Annotated in this window: 24 protein-coding genes; 1 reads left to right on the top strand and 23 read right to left on the bottom strand. The window is 67.7% G+C overall.

Features of this window, described 5'->3' with window-relative positions; all coding sequences use genetic code 11:
- Window positions 1-172 precede the first annotated feature (172 nt).
- The 5 genes from J8G10_RS19190 to J8G10_RS19170 are packed head-to-tail and all read right to left on the bottom strand — an operon-like array spanning window position 173 to window position 2,180.
- Window positions 173-1,219 carry a hypothetical protein gene (locus J8G10_RS19190; RefSeq protein WP_062635321.1) on the bottom strand — a complete coding sequence of 349 codons (1,047 nt, stop codon included), beginning with the start codon at window positions 1,217-1,219 and terminating at the stop codon, window positions 173-175.
- 2 nt (window positions 1,220-1,221) lie between these two features.
- Window positions 1,222-1,374 (bottom strand): hypothetical protein, encoded by a 153-nt coding sequence (locus tag J8G10_RS19185; protein ID WP_197462131.1) that lies wholly within the window; start codon window positions 1,372-1,374, stop codon window positions 1,222-1,224.
- 10 nt (window positions 1,375-1,384) lie between these two features.
- Entirely contained in the window at window positions 1,385-1,543 is a 159-nt protein-coding gene (locus tag J8G10_RS19180) for a hypothetical protein (protein WP_157523974.1), read from the bottom strand.
- Window positions 1,540-1,905, bottom strand: a complete 366-nt coding sequence (locus J8G10_RS19175) for a hypothetical protein (RefSeq protein WP_062635320.1) — start codon at window positions 1,903-1,905, stop codon at window positions 1,540-1,542. Before J8G10_RS19175 ends, J8G10_RS19180 begins: the two co-directional genes overlap by 4 nt.
- Window positions 1,902-2,180, bottom strand: coding sequence for a hypothetical protein (locus J8G10_RS19170; RefSeq protein ID WP_062635317.1), 279 nt, complete (start codon window positions 2,178-2,180; stop codon window positions 1,902-1,904). Before J8G10_RS19170 ends, J8G10_RS19175 begins: the two co-directional genes overlap by 4 nt.
- 90 nt (window positions 2,181-2,270) lie before the next feature.
- On the opposite strand from J8G10_RS19170, the gene J8G10_RS19165 reads away from it, so the two are divergent.
- Window positions 2,271-2,435 carry a hypothetical protein gene (locus tag J8G10_RS19165; protein ID WP_157523972.1) on the top strand — a complete coding sequence of 55 codons (165 nt, stop codon included), beginning with the start codon at window positions 2,271-2,273 and terminating at the stop codon, window positions 2,433-2,435.
- Window positions 2,436-2,438: 3 nt separating this feature from the next.
- On the opposite strand, the gene J8G10_RS19160 is transcribed toward J8G10_RS19165, so the two are convergent.
- The 18 genes from J8G10_RS19160 to J8G10_RS19075 form a co-directional block, all read right to left on the bottom strand.
- Window positions 2,439-3,320: a hypothetical protein gene (locus tag J8G10_RS19160; RefSeq protein WP_062635315.1), complete on the bottom strand. Its 882-nt coding sequence runs from the start codon at window positions 3,318-3,320 to the stop codon at window positions 2,439-2,441.
- Between the two features lie 18 nt (window positions 3,321-3,338).
- Window positions 3,339-3,839, bottom strand: a complete 501-nt coding sequence (locus J8G10_RS19155) for a hypothetical protein (RefSeq protein WP_062635313.1) — start codon at window positions 3,837-3,839, stop codon at window positions 3,339-3,341.
- A complete protein-coding gene (locus J8G10_RS19150) occupies window positions 3,833-4,588 on the bottom strand; it encodes a hypothetical protein (RefSeq protein ID WP_251448573.1) in 756 nt (251 codons plus the stop codon). Before J8G10_RS19150 ends, J8G10_RS19155 begins: the two co-directional genes overlap by 7 nt.
- Window positions 4,589-4,703: 115 nt before the next feature.
- Window positions 4,704-5,306 carry an A24 family peptidase gene (locus J8G10_RS19145; RefSeq protein ID WP_062635310.1) on the bottom strand — a complete coding sequence of 201 codons (603 nt, stop codon included), beginning with the start codon at window positions 5,304-5,306 and terminating at the stop codon, window positions 4,704-4,706.
- Window positions 5,307-5,308: 2 nt separating this feature from the next.
- Window positions 5,309-8,632, bottom strand: coding sequence for a LysM peptidoglycan-binding domain-containing protein (locus tag J8G10_RS19140; protein ID WP_251448570.1), 3,324 nt, complete (start codon window positions 8,630-8,632; stop codon window positions 5,309-5,311).
- 16 nt (window positions 8,633-8,648) lie between these two features.
- Window positions 8,649-9,662 (bottom strand): hypothetical protein, encoded by a 1,014-nt coding sequence (locus J8G10_RS19135; protein WP_062635306.1) that lies wholly within the window; start codon window positions 9,660-9,662, stop codon window positions 8,649-8,651.
- Window positions 9,656-10,270: a hypothetical protein gene (locus J8G10_RS19130; RefSeq protein WP_062635304.1), complete on the bottom strand. Its 615-nt coding sequence runs from the start codon at window positions 10,268-10,270 to the stop codon at window positions 9,656-9,658. The genes J8G10_RS19135 and J8G10_RS19130 overlap by 7 nt, the downstream gene beginning before the upstream one ends.
- 11 nt (window positions 10,271-10,281) lie before the next feature.
- Window positions 10,282-10,692, bottom strand: a complete 411-nt coding sequence (locus tag J8G10_RS19125) for a pilus assembly protein TadG-related protein (protein ID WP_062635302.1) — start codon at window positions 10,690-10,692, stop codon at window positions 10,282-10,284.
- Window positions 10,689-11,138 (bottom strand): hypothetical protein, encoded by a 450-nt coding sequence (locus tag J8G10_RS19120; protein ID WP_062635300.1) that lies wholly within the window; start codon window positions 11,136-11,138, stop codon window positions 10,689-10,691. The genes J8G10_RS19125 and J8G10_RS19120 overlap by 4 nt, the downstream gene beginning before the upstream one ends.
- Before the next feature lie 2 nt (window positions 11,139-11,140).
- The gene (locus tag J8G10_RS19115) at window positions 11,141-11,554 is read right to left on the bottom strand and encodes a TadE/TadG family type IV pilus assembly protein (RefSeq protein ID WP_062635298.1); all 414 of its coding nucleotides are present in this window, start codon (window positions 11,552-11,554) and stop codon (window positions 11,141-11,143) included.
- A gap of 15 nt (window positions 11,555-11,569) precedes the next feature.
- Window positions 11,570-11,764 (bottom strand): hypothetical protein, encoded by a 195-nt coding sequence (locus J8G10_RS19110; RefSeq protein WP_005052697.1) that lies wholly within the window; start codon window positions 11,762-11,764, stop codon window positions 11,570-11,572.
- 98 nt (window positions 11,765-11,862) lie between these two features.
- Window positions 11,863-12,744 carry a type II secretion system F family protein gene (locus tag J8G10_RS19615; protein WP_062635296.1) on the bottom strand — a complete coding sequence of 294 codons (882 nt, stop codon included), beginning with the start codon at window positions 12,742-12,744 and terminating at the stop codon, window positions 11,863-11,865.
- The gene (locus J8G10_RS19100; RefSeq protein ID WP_062635294.1) at window positions 12,741-13,607 is read right to left on the bottom strand and encodes a type II secretion system F family protein; all 867 of its coding nucleotides are present in this window, start codon (window positions 13,605-13,607) and stop codon (window positions 12,741-12,743) included. The genes J8G10_RS19615 and J8G10_RS19100 overlap by 4 nt, the downstream gene beginning before the upstream one ends.
- A gap of 1 nt (window position 13,608) precedes the next feature.
- Window positions 13,609-15,216: a CpaF family protein gene (locus tag J8G10_RS19095; protein ID WP_062635291.1), complete on the bottom strand. Its 1,608-nt coding sequence runs from the start codon at window positions 15,214-15,216 to the stop codon at window positions 13,609-13,611.
- Window positions 15,213-16,040, bottom strand: coding sequence for a hypothetical protein (locus J8G10_RS19090; RefSeq protein WP_062635289.1), 828 nt, complete (start codon window positions 16,038-16,040; stop codon window positions 15,213-15,215). Before J8G10_RS19090 ends, J8G10_RS19095 begins: the two co-directional genes overlap by 4 nt.
- Before the next feature lie 6 nt (window positions 16,041-16,046).
- Entirely contained in the window at window positions 16,047-16,739 is a 693-nt protein-coding gene (locus J8G10_RS19085) for an SAF domain-containing protein (RefSeq protein ID WP_062635282.1), read from the bottom strand.
- A 119-nt stretch (window positions 16,740-16,858) separates the two neighbouring features.
- Entirely contained in the window at window positions 16,859-17,458 is a 600-nt protein-coding gene (locus tag J8G10_RS19080) for a hypothetical protein (protein ID WP_062635279.1), read from the bottom strand.
- Window position 17,459: 1 nt separating this feature from the next.
- Window positions 17,460-18,134, bottom strand: a complete 675-nt coding sequence (locus J8G10_RS19075) for a ParA family protein (RefSeq protein WP_062635277.1) — start codon at window positions 18,132-18,134, stop codon at window positions 17,460-17,462.
- Window positions 18,135-18,937: the final 803 nt, after the last annotated feature.

The raw sequence follows: 18,937 nt of genomic DNA, 5'->3' as shown, positions 1-18,937 counted from the left end.
CAATGGCTTATTCGTTGGTACACCTCAAAAGTGTACCGATGCGCGTGGCGGGGCAGGTTCCCGTTACGTCTACGTTCGCACGGGATCCGTGGGGATATCGACGGCGTCGCTTCGAGAGGGGCTCTTTGGCCCCGTCGGGGAGAGATCCCGCCCTGCTGTTCGGCGTGTCGCGTTAGAGCTCGCGGTCGGTGGGGATCTTCCAGACGCGGGTCGGTTCCCCACCGATCCGCACGCTCACAGTCCCGGTCTTGGATGTGATCAGGTACAGGCGCCGCAGCGCCGCGGTGATTGCTTTGATACTGAGATTCGGGTCGCCGTGGGCGGCTCGGATGAATGGCAGCGCCTCGGTTGGCCGGATGTACAGGTAGTCGCGATCGGCACGGCCGATCACCCATTCCTTGCTGTCGCTGGCGTTGTCGGCGAGTTCTCCGCCGTTTGCGAGGAGATACCTGACGGCATCGCGCAGAGCCCAGACGATCTGGTCGTCTGGGCTGAGCCATGAGGTCGCCGGGGCAGCTGGGGTGTCGAGCCCGAGGGAGCGCAGGATCGTGTCGCCGAGGTAGAACGCTGCGCCGAGGCGGCGGGGCTTGTCGTAGTCGGGATGGCGGGCGATGTTGATCGCGTGCTCGTTGAGGTCCAGGTGGCGTGTGCTCTGTTGCAGGTAGCTCGCGATGATGCGTCGGCCGGCGGCTGCAGGTTCGCTCGCCATGGCGCGTAGCGGTTGAACGCTGCGCGGTCTCTGGGGCAGCTCGATCGTGATGGAGCGATTCGCGCTGAGTGGCTGGATTGTCTGAGAGCTGGCGACGATCAGGGCGGATGCTTTGCTGAGTGGGGTTGAGAACGAGATGAAGCTCTCTACCTCGATCTCGTCGAGCCCGCTAAGGGGAGAGCGGGGGCTGACGTGGGGGGCGCTGTTGAGGACGAGTGGCTTGTTGGGGACTACGGCACGGCGGATCCCGGCGAACGTGAGTGGGTCGATGCGTGGTCGTTCGACTTCACCGGCGAGCTCGGCGAGCGCATCGGCAAGGGTGTCTCTTGTCGATGGTGTTCCGCCGACGATGAAGATCGGGGTGGGGAGGGGCTCGATGTGTGAGTAGGCGATCGCGCGGATGAGCCTGTCGGCGTGGAGGGGGAATGCTTCGCGCAGGGGCTCGATCCCTGCGGCCCAGGCGCTTCGCGCGTGAGCTGCAGGGATCGGGTCGGTGGCGAGTGTGTCCATGGTCAGGTGTCGGCGTCTGTGTCTGTGCGGATGGCGATGAGCTCGTGGCCTTCGGGGATCTGTGTCTCAAGCAGCTCGCGCGCCTCCTGGTAGCTGCTCGCCTCGACGGTGATCCGCTCGGTGGCGGTGCTGCGGATGGTCCCAATGACACGCATGGCGCGGACCTTAGTCGGTGTCTCCGACATCGACGCGCTCGTACTCCGAGACCCGCTCGCCAGAGTCGGCCGCGATCTCGGATGACATGATCTCAGCGCTCATCCCGTCCAGGCCTTGGTCGATGAACTGCTCGTACAGCTCGGCCTCGAGCGGTCCCCGGCGGCTCATGCGCTGGCCTGCAGATGCCGTTGCACGTACTCGTCGAGTGCTGCCCGGACGACGTCGGAGTCGCTCTTCATCCCCAGTTGGGCGCGCAGCTGGTCGACCTCGCGCTTGCGGGTCGGGGTGACGCGGGTGCGGATCGTCGGGGAGGAGCCGGCGCCTGCTGCCGTCCCTCCCACGCGGGGCCGTCCACCGACCGCTCGCGCGACGGCCTGCGTGCTTCCGAGGGCGTCGAGGAGCATCTGCTGCCCGATGGCTGCGGCGTCGGCGCCGTGGGCGCTCTCCCCCGGCGTCGACGTGCCGGTGGGCTGTTCCTCGAGCGCGGCGAGGGTGGCGTAGCGCTCCTGGTCCTTCTTGCTGAGGGTCATCCGTTCTCCTCCTCCATCTGTCGGCGGTAGTAGGCGCCCAGCGGCATGACGTGGTAGACGACGAAGTTGCCGCCGGGCTTGAGTTCAATGAGCACTTCGATCAGCCGATCGGTCTGCGCGTGTTGCGGGCCGACGAAGACGCGACGCTGGTTGCGGGAGTCGCCCTCGTTGATCTTGACCTTGGTGCTCGTGTAGATCGCGTTCTGCATGGCGTAGAGCGCATCGGCGTGGGGAATGTCGTGCTTGTCAGCTGACTTCGGCCACTCGATCCCCATACAGGTATTGTGCCACAAAACTTAGACCCAGGAAAGGTCATCTGTGGAGAGATGGCCCGCGCGATCGGGCCGGAGGCGTAGCGTCGCGGAATGGTCGACGACGGATTGGCGATCGGCGTTCAGCCGCACTGCTGCGGCGTAGTGATGCGCGATCGCCCCGGCGTGCTGGTGTGCGTGGTGTGCGGCCGCGAGGACGTGTTGCGAATGGTGCCCGCTCCCCCGGTCTTCGTCGGCGCGAGCATCCATGGAGGGTGACCCCTACCTCGAGCTCGTCGTGACCTCGATGAGACGGGGTTCGATCGCTGCCGGCGCCGGAGTGATCGGGTGCTCGCTGAACTCTGCCGGCTCGGCTTCACGCCAGATGATCCGTCGCTCGTTGCACCAGGCGCAGTGCCCTGCCCAGTGGTACGGATCGGCGTTGTGCAGCCTGGTGCGCAGCGGCGCCGCGTAGGGGCTCTGGATGCCGGCGCGCCATCGGATGTGCGGGTGGAGCTCGCCCGCGGCGAGGTACAGGCGTCGGCCGATGCCGAGACCCGCGTACAGCTCCCATCGGTTGCCGTCGTCGTGCGGGTTGTTGGGGTTGATCGACGGGATGTCGTAGGGCTTGGAGAACACGTCGCCGAAGCCGTCGACAGGATCGACGGCGAAGCGGCCGCGCAGCCCGCTCGCGGCGTGCTGCAGCACGACCATCGGGCCCCCTTCGGGTGTCGTGGTGTGCAGCAGGTAGATCGTGGGGTCGTCGGCCACGAGCCTGACCCGGTCGACGTTCTCGCGCGCGATCTGCTCCGCGGCCGCGGCGGTGAGTAACGGGTGGAGCAACTCGTCATCGCCGGCCTGCAGAACCGCCTCGGCCGCGGCCTCCTCAGCGAGGTCGGGAAGATGCTCGAGCAGTCGCGGATGCCACTCGTTGGAGTGTCGGGAGGTTCGGGCCCAGGCGTTCGCGATCTCGGTGCGCAGCAGCTCGCGCGCCCACAGCTGTGCAACCTCCTCGAGGCCATCGCTCTGCTCGAGCTCGCGGAGCTGGCCGATCGCTCGTCGACGCGACCACCAGCCCGCGGCCGCGACCTCGCGCCGCGCGCGCCGGCGATCCAGCACGCGCCGTAGGTACTCCCCTTCGGGGCTGTAGTACTCGCCTGACATTCACTCGTCCTGGGGAGGTCAACGGGGCAAGGGAGCCGCGGCGACTGAGGATTCATCCAAGATCTCGAAGTCGTCGGCTCCCGCAGTTCGCAGGTCGCGCAGGAGGGCTCCGGTTATGCCGAACTTCCAATGCTGTTCCGCCGGCATGATGGAGAAGCAATCATCACCGGGGCGCCCGAACACCACCAGTCCGTGATACCGCGGCAGGACGATGCCAGGCGGGTTCTCGATCTCCACCGGGAACGTCGAGTACCCCGTGGCGCGCGATTCTTCGAGGACGGCCACGAATCGGTCACTGGCGATCTTCGTGGGGCCAGTCGTCCAGAGGAGGTCGCCGAACTTCCGACCCTTGTTCTGGCGAGCGAACCGGGGTTCCACCGGAAGCTCGTCAAGCCGTCCCCATTGGAGCGCGCGAAACATCTCCGATCTATCGACGGAGCTCAGGCGGGGCGAGGACTTGACGTTGACCCAGGCGTAGCCCCGGCGTGAAGGGGCCTGAATGAGGACCGAGTTCAGCATGTGTAGACGTACAAGCCGACGAGTGACTTCATGTAGGCCAATATCTCGTCTTGGGACGGGCTCGCTGTGGTCGCGAAGAACTGCTCCCATTTCGCGTTGTAGTTCGCTGCTTGGCTCGAGTGGTTGGTGGGAACCCCTGCCTTCGAGCACCACCAGAGCCCGTATCGCGGATCGTCGATCGCGAGGCCTGCTTGCTCGAACGTGGCGCGATACATCTGCGGCAGCTGATGGTGGGCCTGATAGTCGGGATCGTTCTGCTTGGTGAGGGTGACTAGGTTCTCGCGGAAGTTGGCTGCGGTGAACGGCTTGCCGACCCAGATCGGAACCATCTTCATTTGGTCCGGCATCCCGGCCTGGGTCATCTTGACCCAGAAGTAGCCGTCCTGCGAGAGCGGAATTGGCCCGGTCGGTTTGGTGCAGGCGGTGGGGACGGCGACCGTAGCTGCTACCCGAGTTAGCTGGCTTCCTCCCGCAGGGCGCGATGGATCCGGCGGGATGACGATGGTCTGCGCTGAGCTTTCCGCCACTGGCCGACCCGGGGAGTTGCACACTATGCCGAAGGTGATGGTGACGGTGGCTGCGCTGGCGTTCGAGTTGTTACCCAGGCCCGCGCTGACGGGTGCGATCAGCCCTGGGTAGACGACCGGCGGAGCGACGAAGAAATGGCCATTGTTCAGAGAGAACGAGCCTGCAGCTTGCGCCGGTGTTGCAACGAGGAGAGAGCTGACGGTTATGAGTGCCGCGGCCACCGCAGACAGTGTGAGGCGCCAGGTGCGGGTCCGTGTTTTCACAAGCTGCCCTTTCGGGTTCATGAGTGTGGGCTTGAGGCGGCCTCTGCGGTCGCGGTGCATCTGTCCAGACAGATCACGAGGGAACGATCGCGGCGATCGCGACGACCGCGCCGGCAGCGAGCAGATATGGCCCGAAGGGGAGGTCGTGGGTGTCGCGTCCGCGGCTCTTGAGGATCGCCGCGGTGATCGCGTGCGGGAACGCGAGGACGTACGCGAGCGCGATCGCCACGAACGGGAGGTACCAGGTGTGCCAGCCGGTGAGCAGTCCGACGCTGAGGGCGAGCTTGACGTCCCCGAATCCGACCTGCCCGGCCAGTCCGATCGCGGCCAGCAGAATGGCGAGCCCGATCGCGCCGCTGATCGCGGCGATCGCTTCGGTGCCGGCGCCGGCGGTGAGAGCGAGGGCTAGGACGGCGCCGGTGAGGATCGCGGCGAGGGTGAGGGTGAGCGTGTCAGGCAGGCGACGCTCCTGCAGGTCTGTGCGCGTCAGGAACGCTCCGTAGGCGGCGTAGACGGCGATCATGGCCCAACCGCCCACCGTGAGACGCAGATCGGGGCTCAGAGGCGCTGTGAGGGCCGCTGAGAGCGCGAAGCCCCCCAGAGCTGCGAGCGGGTACCGCAACGCCGGGTATCGTCGCGCACGCACGCTCTGGGGAGCCTCGCGGGTCGTGGTCATGATCAGCTGGCCATCGCGTGCCGCTGGCGCAGCTGCGTGATGAGCTTCTGCGTCTCGGGTTCGGGCTCGTAGTCCTCGTCGACGGCGGCAAGGCTCTGCTCGAGCTGGGTGATCAGCCGCTCGACGCCGGCGTGGTCGCCGGCCTGGTGCTCGGCGCGCAGCCCGTCGCGCCAGAAGACCTCGTTGACGGGGTCGACCATCCGGCCGATCGCGGAGGCGAGGCGTGCGTGGCGGACCTTGCCGGTGGACAGGCTGCGGGTGGCTACCTCATGGGCGACGTCGCCGATGGTCGCGATCATCTCGTTGCGCAGCCGGTCGGCGAACACGTAGCGCTTGTCGGGGACGCCGCTGATGGGCTGTCCCTTGACGAGCTCGAGCGCAGCGAGCAGCCGGTCGGTGGGGGTGTCGGAGATCTCGTCACCGATGAGACCGAGGAAGTCCTGCCAGTCGGAGCGGACGTCCTCGTGCAGCCGGTACTCCCCCGTCGTCACGAGCGGCACATAGAGCTCGCCGTCATCGTTCTGTCCGAGCCAGCGGCGGGTCTTGGAGGTCAGCCCGTTGCGGTCGTCGTTTGCCTTCTTGCCCGAGGCGATCTGGCCGGGCCAGAACACGGCGTGTACCTGCTCGGCGGTGGCGTTCGGGTTCACCGACAAGAACGCGACCAGCTCGGTCCCCTTGCGGATTGCTGATCGCCACTGCGCGGCGGTGTTCGGGTTCACCGGCGCCTCTCCGCGCGCGCCGCGAACCTCGACGGGTCCGAGCAGCTGCAGGTACGGCCCACGGTGCAGCGGTGTGATCGCCGCGAGCGGCTCGTCGTGCTCGGCCGCGGCCTCCTCGTCGACCAGGTTGACCGTGACGGTCTCCGCCGGCTCCTCGTCGACGGCGGAGGGTGCTGCCTCGTCCGCCTCGGAGATCTCCGCCTCCGTCTCGTCGGCGATGGGCTCGGAGATTTCGACGTCGGGCTCGTCGACGAGCGGGAGCTGCTCGGCTTCGACCTCGTCGGCTTCGACTGCGGCGGCGGGGATCTCGTCGAGCTCGAGTTCGTCGTCGAGCGCGACGCCGGTAGCGGCGCCCTCTGTGGCGACGTCAAACAGCGCGAGGATCTCGTTGTACTCGCGCGCGCCGACCAGCTGCGGGGTGATCGGGATGGCGACGCCGGTGCCGGGGATCTCGAGCTGGGCTCGGCGGTCCTCGGTGAGTGCCAGGTTCCAGCTGCCTGTCAGGTGGCCGGCGCTGACAGCTGCGATGCCCACACGCGGGATCCGGGTGACCAGCTCGCTGATGGCTTCACGGGTGGCTTCGTCCGGGTTGTCGCCGAGGATGATGATCTCCGGCGCCCAGGCCTCCGCATCCGCTCCGGTAGTGCGTGCCTGCTCGAGCCCGTCGACGCCGAGCTCATCGAGAGCAGCCTCGACCGCCGCGGCCTGTCCGTGCAGGTTGCGCAGCAGAGTGTCGGTGTCCTCGACGTGACGCACGCGGCCGCTGCCGAGCGCGAGCGGGAGGCGATCGCCGACGCCGACGAGGGTGACCTGGACGTCCTCAGACCAGGTGTTCGCGGCGAGCTCGATCGCGATGGCGGTGAGCACGCCCTGGCGCAGCTCTCCGGTGGCGCCGGTGACGTTGAGCGCACCGATCCGCTCGAGGTCGACGAAGATGTGCCCGTTGTTGTCGTCGTGGCCGAGCATGACCAGCGCCGGGTACGGCGCGGACGGGACCGTGTCGAGAGGCTCGAGGTCGGTCAGCGCGACCATCCAGGCGAGCTTGTCTTCGGGGTCGTATTGGGTGAACGGTGCCGGAAGGTCGGTCGGCTCGTCGAGGTAGACGGCGACCGAGCTCTCATCGAGGCGGAGGGCGTACAGCGCGGGGAGCCGGCTGCCGGTTTCCTGCGCCCACACGGCCAGGTGGCGCAGGGCTGTGTCGACCGCCTCGGCACCCAGCGGGTTCTCCACGGCGCGCAGCTCGAGCTCCACGGAGGACACGGTCTCGTCGGGCATCGCGATCCGCTGGCGGGGCTTGCGGTCGCGGCGCTGCTTGAGACGCCGCCACCCGAGGAGGGTGAGGAGGCCGGCGGCGAGTGTGGCGCCGATGCCTCCGATGGTGGCGACCTGGAAGTAGTCCTCGATGCCGCTCGTGTCGTCCTCGTCGACGTCGACGGCCGCGGCCGGAGCTGCAGCCTCGTCGGCGGGCGCCTCGTCGGCGGGCGCCTGGGTGGCATCCGTGGTGAACCCCAGACCGCTCGTGGCCTCGTCCTCGGCCGCGGCATCCGCACCCGACGCGCCAGCGCCTTCGTCAGCGCCGCCGCCAGCACCCGCGGCACCCGCACCCTCGTCGACGTCGACGTCGACGGCGCCGGCAGCGCCCTCGTCCGTGTCGATCGAGCCAGTGCTGCCGGTGGTGCCCGCCGCGTCGTCGGTCGGAGCGATGGGGACGACGGTGGCCACGGGGATGTTGACCTGCTGGCCGGGGTAGATCCAGTTCGGGTCGGTGATGGTGCCGCCGCCAGGCTGAGCGATGTCCTTCGAGGCCTCGAAGATCTCGGGGTAGCGGGCACCGTCGCCGAGTTCCTCGGCCGCGATGTCCCACAGGGTGTCGCCGGAGACGATGTCACGCTGCTCGTAGGTGATCTCGGTGACCGTCTCCGCTTCGGCACTGGCAGGCGCGGCCGCGGCATCCGCTGCGGCCGGCACGACGGCGTCTGCCGGCAGGGTGAGCACCCATCCCTCCTGCAGCCATCCCGACGCGGTCAGCGCTCCCCCATCGGCCTGCTGCACGCCGAGGTTGAGCGCGGAGATCTCCGCAGCGCGGCTGCGGTCGCCCAGCGTGTTCTCCGCGATCCGGGCGAGTGTGTCCGTACCCGTCACCACGTACTGCGGGCCTGCCTCGACGACAGGGGCCTCCTCAGCCGCAGCCTCGGTGGTCGCGACCGAGACGACGGAGGCGCTCATGGACACCGAAGGCTGCGTGGGTACCTCTGACGCGAACGCGGCCGCAGGCGAGAACAGCGCGATGACTGCGGCGAGCAGACCGCCCATGACCTTCTGCTGGACGCCGAGGCCGGGGATCCGAGGCCGCGGCACACCGCGCAGCTGCGCGGGCAGCTCGGCGAGGAAGCCGACAGCGAAGGTCGCCCACGCGATCCACGCGACGATCGGCATGATCGTCCCGATCAGGAAGGATCCGGTGTAGTCGCGCATCGTGAACCCGGCCACGAGCTCGTCCCACGACGGCAGCGGGTTGCCGGCGAAGAACACGAGCCCGGCGGGGATACCGACCAGGAGCACGGCGAGCAGTATCAGCGACCCGAGGCCCTTTCCGATGCGGTTCATGATGCCTCCTTGGGGGTCAGGGGACGATGACGGTCTGCAGCTCGTTGACCTCGAGGTCGACTGCGCTGTTGGTGGTCAGGTTGACGGTGCCGCCAGGGCCGGCGAGAGAGGTCCACGTCACGGTCCAGTTCGTCGTGGCCGTGACCGTGAAGCGATCGCCGGGGTTCCGGCTCGATGTCGACGTGTACTGGTAACCGCAGGTCGGCGACGTCGTCATGCCGTAGCCGACGTTGTACGGAGTGCCAGTGTTGCCGCAGGTCGTCGACGCACCGTCGCCCATTTGCCAGCGAACGGACGTGGCCTGAGCTGTCGCCGTGATCGTCTGCCCACCCAGCGTCGCGGTCTCCGTGTAGGGGCCCCAGGTCAGCGGTTCGGGGTTGTTGACCCAGAGCCAGATCGGAACCCCGACGTAGCCGCGACGGTGACCCCATTCGGGGTTGACCTCGGGAGCCATGCCGATGTCGATGCCGCGCAGGGCGAACGTGGAGATGAGCTGCTGAGCCGCGGCACCCGGAGTGAGCACACGCAGCCCAGGCGGGACCGTCTCGCTCCAGAAGTTGCTCTCCGTGCCCAGACCAGGCGATCCACCCGGCGACGGGTTGAACATGATGCAGCCGTAGTAGCCGGCCTCCTGCGAGTAGCCCGGCGGGCGGGCCGGCCATACGCCGTCCTTCATGAAGACGTAGCACTGCCGGGTGTTCGACCAGTACGAGGTCGAGCCACCGCAGTCGATGATCGCGTAGAAGCGCTGGTAGGTGCCGCCATCGAAAACGCGGATCTGATCATCCGTCCAGCCCAGCTGCAGAAGGCCAGACTGCGAGTTCTCGTAGTAGCAGGTCGGTGCGCCAGGGGTCCACCCGTTGCTGTCCGGGTTCGGCGCCGGATCCGAAGGCATCGAGATCGTGAGGTAGCACCTGTTGTCCGCATCGCAGTAGACGCCGTTGGCGCCCTGCGCGGGCAGGGCGGCGACGAGAGAGGCCGCGATGAGGGCGATAACGGCGGCGAGCGCTGCGATTCCTCGTCTCAGCATGTGGTCCCCAAGTCGATTCGATCGTTGACGAGCCAGGTCTTGGTCTCGGCGTCGTAGATGACGTGGAACTCAACTTCGTTGCGCGGGGTCGGGTTCTGCATTGCAGGCTTGCCATCAGCTGTCGTGGTGATGCGCCCGGAGGCATCCTGGCAACCGGGGACGATGACGAGGCCATTGGCGATGCCCTCGTATTCCTGGCCGTAGGCCGTGGTCGGCTCGAACTCGATGCGACCTTCAACGGTGGCCTGGCCTTCGATGCTCTCTCCGTCCTCGTTCAGGATCGGCCCGTTGGCGGTCCGTGAAGCGTCTTCCTGAACCCGGCTCAGCATGCGGCCGGTGGCGACGATGTCGAAGAGCTCGGGGCTGTTTCCACCTGTGGCGTCGACCTGCTCCCACACATCGAGGAGGAGCGTGATCGTCTGCTGTGCCTTGGTGATCGCCTCATCCTCGTCGGCGGGTGCTTCGCCGGTGATAGGCGCGACAGTCGGCGTGGGGGTCGGGGTGTTGGTGGGGCTGCCGGTGGGGGTCGGGTTGCCGGTGCCCGTGCATGCGGTCAGCGTCAGTGCGGCGGCGATGATGCCGGCGACGGCGAGGCGCTTGATGCTCATGGTGGGGGCTCCTATTGGGTGATCAGCTCTGCGGTGGCTGTGGCTTGGACGGGGAACGGCACGGGGAGGAAGGTGGCCGAGTAGTCGGTGTCTACGGTGACGGTGATGCGGTCGCCGCTGACGGCGACGCTTCCGCCGACGCCGGCGGCGGCGAGGTAGCCGTTGGCGGCGCTGACGGCTCGGCTGCTGTCGATCGCGGTGGTGCCGTCGCTGATCGCTTGGCCGCTGACGGCGTTCGCTGCGGCGCGGGCGGCGCTGGCGGCGGTGGTGTAGGCCTGCTGGTTGGCTTGCACCTTGCCGGCGCCGTCGACGACGAGTCCGACGATCGCGAGGAACGCGACGGTCATGATGACGAAGTAGATCGTCGCGACGCCCTTGTCGTCGCGGAACTTGGCTCGGAGCCTCTGGACCATGGTGTTCATCGCCGCTCCCTGTAGGCGTCGACGGGAGAGGCGGCGGTGCCTGTGAGGACGCGGGTGCCGGGCAGGCCGATCATGGCGGCGTCGCTGAGTGCGACGGTGCAGGAGACGGTCGCGCTGACTCGGCCGGTGGTGCCGATCGGGGCGCTCAGGCCGGAGGCGTCGATGTTGACGGAGAGTGTGGTGCAGTTGACGCCGGACTGTTCCATCGAGATCCGCGCCATGTCTTCGGCTGCTTCCTGCGCCTGGGCCGTGGTGCGCGCGAGCGATGCTTCGCGGGCCGCGGCCGACGCTGCGGACTCGACGGCGTTGCCGGCCAGCGCGAGACGTCCGGAAGCTGCGAGCAGCACGAGCACCGCGGCGAGCGCCGGGGCGAGGATGGCGATCTCGAGGCCGGCGGAGCCGCGTTCGTCGCGGAGCTTGGCGATGAGGGTTCGGATGGCGCGCATGGTCAGTTCACCCACCTTTCGGTGGGGCCGGTCACGGTGACGTCGATGTTGGTGGTCAGTCCGGGGACGAAGGAGGGGGCGGTGCCGGTGACGGTTACGGTCACGGTGTTGGCGCCGCGGTCGACCGCGACGGATGCGCCGCTGATCGGTGAGCCGGACTGGTTGAGGACTGCGAGGCCGGCGGTGGAGCCGTCTGTGCCGCTGGCGTTGTAGGCGCGGGCGGCGTTGTAGGCGCTGGTGGCGGCGGCGTGGGCGAGGTTGTTGGCGTGGAGGATGATGCCCAGGTGCAGGAAGACCGCGAGGACGAGCAGCAGCACCGGGGCGATGATCGTGTTCTGCAGCGTGGCCGCACCCCGATCACCGGCGAGCGCTTCTCTGAGGCGCTGCCGGTGACCGGTGTTGGAGGTGCGGACCATCTGCGGGTGGCTCTTTCAGCCGGTGGGGATCTGGCCGGCGTAGGCGTTGATCGCGGTGACGATGATCGCCACGACGGCCACGGCGGCGAGCGCGATGCCGGCGGTCCAGATGACCTGCTCGAGGGTGATGGAGCCACGTTCGGGCTCTTCGGTGAAGCGAGCTGCCCGCCCGCGCATGCGGGACAGGAACTCTCGGCTCAGGGTCGACATAGGATCCTGGTTCCTTTCTCTCTCTGGGTGGGTGGTGCTTGGTCTATTAGGTATAGGCCTCGGTTTGGGGCCTTCGCGGACAATCGACTTCCAACGTCTCAGAAGAATGCGTTGAGCACGAAGGGAGTTCCGAGCAGAAGCATGAAGAGGACGCCGGTGAGGGTCATCGGGATGGTCATCTTGTTGGTCGCTTTGTTCGCCTCCGTCACTTCATCATTCAGAAGTCGGTCCCGGAGGTTCTGCCCCCGTGCCCTGAGTGTCTCATATACCGACGCTCCTTGCTCCCCCGAGAGCCTGATCACCTTGGCGATTTCACCCAGGTCGGGGACGTTGATCTCGAGGGAGAGCTGCTCGAGCGCGTCCCAGGGTGCGGTGCCGGCGTAGCGGGCTTCGGTGAGGGTTTGGCGGATTCGGACGAATGCCCAGTTGCGTCCGACCTGGGCGGCGGACTCGAGGGCTTTGCCGGGAGGGGCGCCGCTGATGCGTTCGGATCCGACGAGCTCCATGTAGACGGCGACCGAGCGGGAGAACTCCTTGCGGGCGGCTTCGGCCTGGTCGCGGACGAGCAGGTTGGGCAGGTACCAGCCGCCGATGGCGAGGGGGATGCCGAACAGCGCGGGGATGTAGAACGCGGTCAGGCCGAGGACTTGGAAGATCAGTCCGATCGCGATGGGGGCGATGAGGCCGAGGCCGGCGGAGAGCACCTTCTGGTACAGGAACCGGTTAACGCTCATGCCGATCAGGCGCAGATCGCGGGTGGGGATCTTGAGAGAGGGGCTGTCGCCGACGCGACGGAGGACGGCTGAGCCCACCCGGTTCTCGAGGGTGGCGGCGTAGGCGGGGTCGGCGGCGACGGTGGTGGTGCCGATCCGATCGAGCGCTGCGGAGAGGCTGGGCTGGGTGGGCACCAGTGCGGCGATGACCAGCGCGAAGCCGAGCCCCAGGACGAGGCCAGGGAGGACGATCAGTGCGAGGTTCACTTCTCACCAGCTTTCTCGGTGGCAACGAGCAGACGGGGTGCCGGCACGCCGCGGCTGATGCGTCGCATCCACAGCAATACGAGGGCGTAGCTGACGAGATATGCGGCGAACAGGAGTTGACCGATCGGGGTGCCGTAGGGGGCGGAGTACTGCTGGGCGAGGACCAGGAGTACGAGCAGCGCGACGGTGAAGTAGACGACGAACCGTGCCTCGTTGCGCGGGGTGGCGCGGTCGGCTTCGATCTGGCGGCGCATCTTGACCCGCTCGAAGATGCTCTTGGCGAGATCCTCGAGCGAGGCGGCGAGGCCGGATCCGCGGAGCTCGGCCTTGCGGAGAAGGTGCATCACGAGCACGTCCGCGGTCTCATCGTTGAGGTCGTCGGCAAACGCCTGCAGCGCCGCGGTGGTGGTCCACCGGGCGTTGATGCGCGCGACGAGCTGCGTGACCTGCGGGCGGATCGCTTCGGGGCAGCTGCTCAGCGATGCGGCGATGGTGCGTTCGAGGCCGGCGCCGGAGACGGTGAGGCCGGCGAGGCTGCGGGTCCAGGACTCGAGGGCGTCGAGCTTGGCGATCGTGTTCTCCTCGGGGCCCTTCTGCAGCAGCCATGGCAGGCCGACAGCGGCGACGGGCACGGCGATCACGAGCAGCCACCATCCGGTGATCAGCGCGAACACCAGACCGACCGCGGCGCCGCCGACGAGCTGGATCTGCTGCGTGCGGGTGAAGTCGCGTGTCGCCTTCCCGCGAAGCGCGCTGCGCGTGGGAAGTCCGCTGGTGCTGGGCTTGTGGGCGGCGCCGAGGATGACCAGGATCGCGCCGGCGACCGCGACGATGATGCACAGGGCGAGGGTTGCGGTAGTCATCTCACACTCCCAGGTTCGCGGGGTCGAAGCCGTAGAACTTGAGCTCCTCGAGGAGCCGCGGCGATGGCATGTCAGCGGTGATGAGGCTGCCGCTGGATCGGTCGAAGCGGAACACCTGAGAGGCCACGGGGCGGGAGTTGTTCTGCTCCTCGCCGGGCAGGATCTCGGCGATCTCGGTGACGACGCGGCGGGGCTTGCCGGTCGCGGGGTCGATGATCTTCGAGATCTGCACCACGATCTTGATGTTCTGCTCGATCATCCGGTAGGCGTACACGGGGGTCGTGTTGTTGCCGCGGGACAGCATCAGCGCCGACATGCGGTCGATCGAGTCGTCTGCGCTGGCGGCGTGCAGGGTGGACAGCGACCCGACACCGGACTGCATGGCCTGCATCATGGCGTAGATCTCAGGGCCACGGACCTCGCCGACGATGAAGCGCTGGGTGTCCAGTCGGAGGGTGTCGTAGACCAGGTCTTCGGGGGTGATCTCACCGGGCAGCCGACCATCGGCGCCACGCTCCCCCTCCCCCGGCTTCGCCTCGAGTGAGACCACTCGCGGGTGGCGGTCGTTGATCTTGTGAAGGTAGAGCTCACGCTCCATCTCGATCGTGACGATCTTCTCTTCGGCCGGGATGCAGTCGGCGAGTGCGCGCAGCAGTGTGGTCTTGCCTGCGCCGGGGAAGCCGCTGGTGACGACGGAGACCCCGGCGATGACGGCCGCGCGGAGGAAGGCTGCCGCCTGGCGGGTGATGGTGCCGCGCTCCACGAGCTGGTCGAGGGTGACGTCGACGAGGCGGTGGATACGGATGACGATCGTCGGTCGGGTGGCGACGGGTTCGGCGATCGCTGCCAGACGCGCCCCGCCGGGCAGGTCCATGTGCAGTCGCGGCCGGGCGCTCGTGAACGATCGGCCGCCCTCCCCCGAGCGGGCGGCGAGCAGGTTGATCTCTCGCTCGAGCTCACGGTCGTTCTCGGCGATCGGGTACTGGTACTTGACCACGCGGCCGTCCGCGTAGGAGATCCAGACGTCGTCGAACCCGTTGATGTGGATGTTCTCAACGTCGGGCTCGTCGACGAGCGGCTGCAGCCGACCCAGGCGGAACAGCTGGTCGAAGACGGCCTGCCGGATGGCGGTCTGCATCGGGGCCGGCCAGCGCCCCTCGCCGGGGCGGCGGGTCTGGTCGTCGACGCGAGCTCGGACCCGGTCAACGATGTGGTCCTGCGCTGTCTGTTCGCGCTGCTCGGCGGTGATGTCCATGGACTCGCTGAACACTGCGGCGAGCTCACGGGAGACCTCGTCGCGAATGGCGGCGATGTCGGCCCAGGGCAGATCGCTGCGGGCGTCGAGGGTGGTTGGCGGGGTGACCTCGGGTGCCGGCCGCTCGGGGATGGTGGGCGGTGCCGGCACGATCGGAGCTGCGGGTGCCGTGGGGACTGCCTCGGCCGGGGCGTTCCGCTGTGCCGCGCGGGTCAGGTGCGCGGCGGCGTGGCCCAGGTTGCGCAGGCCCGTGTCGGCCGGTGCGGTCGTCGGCGCCTGCGGGGTGGCCGGTGCCGGCGCGGTGAAGAACGGGATGTTTCCCAGGTCTGCGGGGTCGGGCGTGGGGTCGCTCACTGCTGTCCCTCCCAGTCGGTGGTCGTGTAAGTGCGGGTGTTGAGGACATCGCTGTAGCTGAGCAGCAGCGCGCCGATGGCCCGCGCGTAGGGGGTGCGCTGGGCGCCGAGGGTGGGTGCGCCGACCGAGTAGATGGCGGCGCCCTTCGGATCCCAGGGGATGGTGCCCAGCAGGTTCATGCCGATCTGCTTGGTGACGGTCTTGAGAGGCCAGGTCTCCTGCGTGGTGGGGCGTTCGGTGACGAGGAGATCGACGTAGCTGGCGTGCCCGATCTCGTTGAGCGTGTTCAGCAGCCACTCGGGGACGGTGTTGCGGTTCTCGTCGAGGGAGCGCCAGTGTGCGAGCACGGCTGCCACGGAGGGCAGCGTGCGATCGGTGAACAGGGTGATGCTGTCCGCCTCGCGCAGCAGCGGGAGTCGAGGGTCGTTGACGTGGAGGCGCCCGCCGTCGACGAGGATGTCGTACCCGGCGGACTCGTAGGGGCGCAGCGCGTCGAGCAGTGCCCGCCAGAAGTGGGGGCCCGCGCCGGCGGCGCCCTGCAGACTCTTGAAGCCGGGGATGAGCACTGAGCGGGGGCTGAGCTCGACGGTCTGTTCCCAGAGCTTGTCAGGGGTCAGAGCGCCGTACTGGTCGGCGACGGCCGCTTCGGTCAGTCCGGTGCTGTGGTAGACCTGCCCGCGGATGAGTCCGGGGATGATGCTGCTGGTCTTGGTGGTGTCGGCCTCGACGAGGATCACGGGCTTGGACCAGTTGAGGGCCAGGGCGCCGGCGGCGGTGGTCACGCCGGGAGCGCCGGACGCGCTGGCAAGGAAGATGATCGCCATGCGGGGTCACTCCCCCGTCGAGTCGATGACCAGCGCGACGCGGCCGGTGGCGGCACGAGCGGCGATGTCGGGTGCTTCACGGTTCGGCACGACCAGGTCGACAACCCACACCTGGGTCTCAGTGTCGTAGGTGGCGGTGAACACCGTGGCGTTGAAGCTCTTGGGGGTCTCGACGGGCGGGTCGCCCTGAGTGACGGGGGTCTCGACGACACGGACCTTGTCGCCTGCTGCGAGCTGGTAGCCGGGCATCTGTGCCTGGGTGAGCGTGACGCCCACGATCGAGGAGCCGGCCGGCACCGCGAGGGTGTCGCCGGTGTTGGCCGACGTGATGAGGGTGCCGGCGGGCAGGTCGACCAGCGCGGTGGTTCCGACGAGGTCGGCGGCATCCGCGGCGGAGACCGCGTCGACCTGCTGCCCGCCGGCGAGCTGGATGGTCGTGAGGTCGTCCGTGGTGATCGTCTCCCCGCGCGAGACGTCGACGCTGGTCGCCATGACGCTGACGGTGCGGGTGAGGTTCGTGGTGACCCACCACACGCCGATTCCGCCGAGGAGGACAAGCGCGATGCCGAGGGCGATGATCGCGGGGCGCCGGCGAGACTTCGTCGGCTGCAGGACTGCAGGAGTGAGTCCTTGCTTCTGCTCGCCCGGCTCGGTGGTCTCTTTCGTGCGCTTGCTCTTGCGGTCAGTGGTGGTGGTCATTGGAGGTCAATCCTTCATCGTGGGGCGGATGTGGGGTAGGTGTCTAAGCAGTTCGGTGAGTGTCTCATATACCGCTGTAGCGACAGCTGGTCTTCTGCTGTAGCTGGACACCGCACCGTCTAGTCGAGAGGCGGAAGGAATGCCTCGTAGGCGGTGATGATGACGAAGTTCCGGGAGGGAGCATCGAGTTCAGCGGTGACGCGATCGAGGATCGCGCGGTACGACGGGGCAACGCGCACGGTGTGCTTGACGCGGGGCCCCGCGTCGGAGACGGGGGCGGGACGCTTCTGCCTGTTGAACAGATCCGTCCAGTCCTCGTCAGTCTCTTCTCCGCCGGCGGTGGCTTGGCGGATCAGTTCAGGAAGACGCTTATAGGTAGCCGAGACGGCGTCCAGGAGGACCGTCTGGTGGCTCTTGCGCGTCTTGGCCATGTACGCCTGCAGGCGGTCGTTCAGTGGGACCGGAAGGTGGACGGGGACGCCCTTGGTCGCGGTCTCCCGCTCCTCCCTCTCTCCCCCGTCTTCGTCCTCCGTGCGGGTCGTGCGAGTCGGCTGCTTGCGCGGCGCCTGCTTCTTCGCAGGAGCGGCCGCGGGTTCGACCGCCGCTGCAGGGGCGGGCTCCGGGGGCGGAGCCTGGTCGACGGGGGGCTCCACGGGTTCTGCGGGAGCCGGCGTCGGCGCGGTGCGGCGGGTGAGTTTTCCGAGATCCTGACGAGCCATGTCAGGCCTCCTTCATCTGGTTGGCCCACAGCGACGTGAGCTCCAACGCGACACTGGTGTAGTCGGAGATCGCTGCTTGGTTCTTGCGGGAATCGGTGTACTGCGTGACGACCTTGCCGTCGAAGGGAGCGTCCTCGACGCTCGCGGACAGACGAATGTGACGCTGGAAACGCGGGAGTCCGATCTGCCCCTCGATGAACTCGACGGTGTCGAGCTGCTCTTCCCAGTCCTCGAGTCGCCGACCGCCGCGGCGGGTGTCGATCTTGTTCAGCAGGAGTCGGTAGGGCACCCCGGTCGGGATGATGTGCTCGACCAAGGTGTCCGCGACCGATTCGATCGCCATGGTGGCGGCTTCCAGCGGCAGGACGATGAAGTCGGCGACCTGCAGGACTGCGGTGAGGACGCCGGTGTTCTCATGGCTGCCAGGCGTGTCGACGAGGACGATGTCGTAGCCGTCGAGGTCACGCAATCCCATGATGTTGTTGGGATCGACGTCGGCTGCGAAGTCGAACGGAAGGTCATCCCCCGCTCGCTCGGCCCAGCGTGCTGCGGACTGCTGCGGGTCGACGTCGACCACGAGCACATTGTTGGCGCGGGACAGCGCGGCCGCGAGGTTCATGACGGTGGTGGTCTTGCCCACCCCGCCCTTCTGGTTGCAGACGCCGATGATTCTCACGATCGGCCTCCACGGACGAGGGTGTTGACAGCGGTCGCGCCAGTCGAGCGCGCGATGTGCGGATGTGTGGCGCGGGTATGGGGCAACTGTGGCGGGTTCATGGGCGTCAGTATAGCGTCACATTCACGCCTATATGCAACAACAATCGCGCGTGTCGTGCGCGGCGCATGCGCTAGAGGTTGCGATGCAACCGCGCTAGCGCCGTGCACTAGACGCGCTGTATTGGAGCAATGACGGCGCATGCAGTGCGCGTGTACTTGCGCTCTATCTGCGACATGTAACGCGCCAAAGTCGCGACGTACAGGCACAAGCAATGCGCAATCAAAGAGCAGTACAGGCGACCGACTCGCGCTAGTAGTGCGCATGTTAGAGCGCAACATCATGCGCGGGTAGGGCGATGAGCTAGCGCGAGTATTGCGAGTGTTATTGCGGATGACTAGCGCGGGTGTGGCGCGGGGGTTGCTCAGCGTATCGCGCGAGTGATGCGGTGATCTGGCGGGGGAGTGGCGGGAGGCTATCGCGACGTTGCTGCGTGGGTACAGCGCAGAGCATCGCGGCGGGGTAGCGCGTGTGTGGCGCCGCGCTGGCGATGGTGGAGTGCGCGTGTCGCGAGGGCTGGTAGGGGAGTCGTGGCGGGGCATCCAAACGATGGATGCGGGCGTAAGCGGGCCTGTGCGGCCTGCTGAGGCGATCCTGGAGTCCCGCGGGGTGGTGGTCTTTCGGGCCCGCGGCGTCGTGACCGCGACGGGGTGAGCCATCGTGCGATGGTCAGTGAGAACGACCAAGAACTCACACAGAAAGAC

Origin of the sequence: Microbacterium sp. USTB-Y (assembly GCF_023703415.1) — a bacterium.
In the GTDB taxonomy this organism is placed as follows: Bacteria; Actinomycetota; Actinomycetes; order Actinomycetales; family Microbacteriaceae; genus Microbacterium.
The sequence above is the reverse complement of the archived record's forward strand: the minus strand, read 5'-3'. Positions and strand labels throughout refer to the sequence as shown.

Excerpts from the sequence above, each read along its gene's own strand:
- J8G10_RS19165 (WP_157523972.1), top strand. The coding sequence starts at position 2,271 with ATGGTCGACGACGGATTGGCGATCGGCGTTCAGCCGCACTGCTGCGGC.
- J8G10_RS19170 (WP_062635317.1), bottom strand. The coding sequence starts at position 2,180 with ATGGGGATCGAGTGGCCGAAGTCAGCTGACAAGCACGACATTCCCCAC.
- J8G10_RS19160 (WP_062635315.1), bottom strand. The coding sequence starts at position 3,320 with ATGTCAGGCGAGTACTACAGCCCCGAAGGGGAGTACCTACGGCGCGTG.
- J8G10_RS19100 (WP_062635294.1), bottom strand. The coding sequence starts at position 13,607 with ATGACTACCGCAACCCTCGCCCTGTGCATCATCGTCGCGGTCGCCGGC.
- J8G10_RS19185 (WP_197462131.1), bottom strand. The coding sequence starts at position 1,374 with ATGCGTGTCATTGGGACCATCCGCAGCACCGCCACCGAGCGGATCACC.
- J8G10_RS19080 (WP_062635279.1), bottom strand. The coding sequence starts at position 17,458 with ATGGCTCGTCAGGATCTCGGAAAACTCACCCGCCGCACCGCGCCGACG.
- J8G10_RS19125 (WP_062635302.1), bottom strand. The coding sequence starts at position 10,692 with ATGAACACCATGGTCCAGAGGCTCCGAGCCAAGTTCCGCGACGACAAG.
- J8G10_RS19180 (WP_157523974.1), bottom strand. The coding sequence starts at position 1,543 with ATGAGCCGCCGGGGACCGCTCGAGGCCGAGCTGTACGAGCAGTTCATC.
- J8G10_RS19120 (WP_062635300.1), bottom strand. The coding sequence starts at position 11,138 with ATGCGCGCCATCCGAACCCTCATCGCCAAGCTCCGCGACGAACGCGGC.
- J8G10_RS19155 (WP_062635313.1), bottom strand. The coding sequence starts at position 3,839 with ATGCTGAACTCGGTCCTCATTCAGGCCCCTTCACGCCGGGGCTACGCC.
- J8G10_RS19190 (WP_062635321.1), bottom strand. The coding sequence starts at position 1,219 with ATGGACACACTCGCCACCGACCCGATCCCTGCAGCTCACGCGCGAAGC.
- J8G10_RS19130 (WP_062635304.1), bottom strand. The coding sequence starts at position 10,270 with ATGAGCATCAAGCGCCTCGCCGTCGCCGGCATCATCGCCGCCGCACTG.
- J8G10_RS19085 (WP_062635282.1), bottom strand. The coding sequence starts at position 16,739 with ATGACCACCACCACTGACCGCAAGAGCAAGCGCACGAAAGAGACCACC.
- J8G10_RS19110 (WP_005052697.1), bottom strand. The coding sequence starts at position 11,764 with ATGTCGACCCTGAGCCGAGAGTTCCTGTCCCGCATGCGCGGGCGGGCA.
- J8G10_RS19145 (WP_062635310.1), bottom strand. The coding sequence starts at position 5,306 with ATGACCACGACCCGCGAGGCTCCCCAGAGCGTGCGTGCGCGACGATAC.
- J8G10_RS19135 (WP_062635306.1), bottom strand. The coding sequence starts at position 9,662 with ATGCTGAGACGAGGAATCGCAGCGCTCGCCGCCGTTATCGCCCTCATC.
- J8G10_RS19090 (WP_062635289.1), bottom strand. The coding sequence starts at position 16,040 with ATGGCGATCATCTTCCTTGCCAGCGCGTCCGGCGCTCCCGGCGTGACC.
- J8G10_RS19140 (WP_251448570.1), bottom strand. The coding sequence starts at position 8,632 with ATGAACCGCATCGGAAAGGGCCTCGGGTCGCTGATACTGCTCGCCGTG.
- J8G10_RS19115 (WP_062635298.1), bottom strand. The coding sequence starts at position 11,554 with ATGGTCCGCACCTCCAACACCGGTCACCGGCAGCGCCTCAGAGAAGCG.
- J8G10_RS19175 (WP_062635320.1), bottom strand. The coding sequence starts at position 1,905 with ATGACCCTCAGCAAGAAGGACCAGGAGCGCTACGCCACCCTCGCCGCG.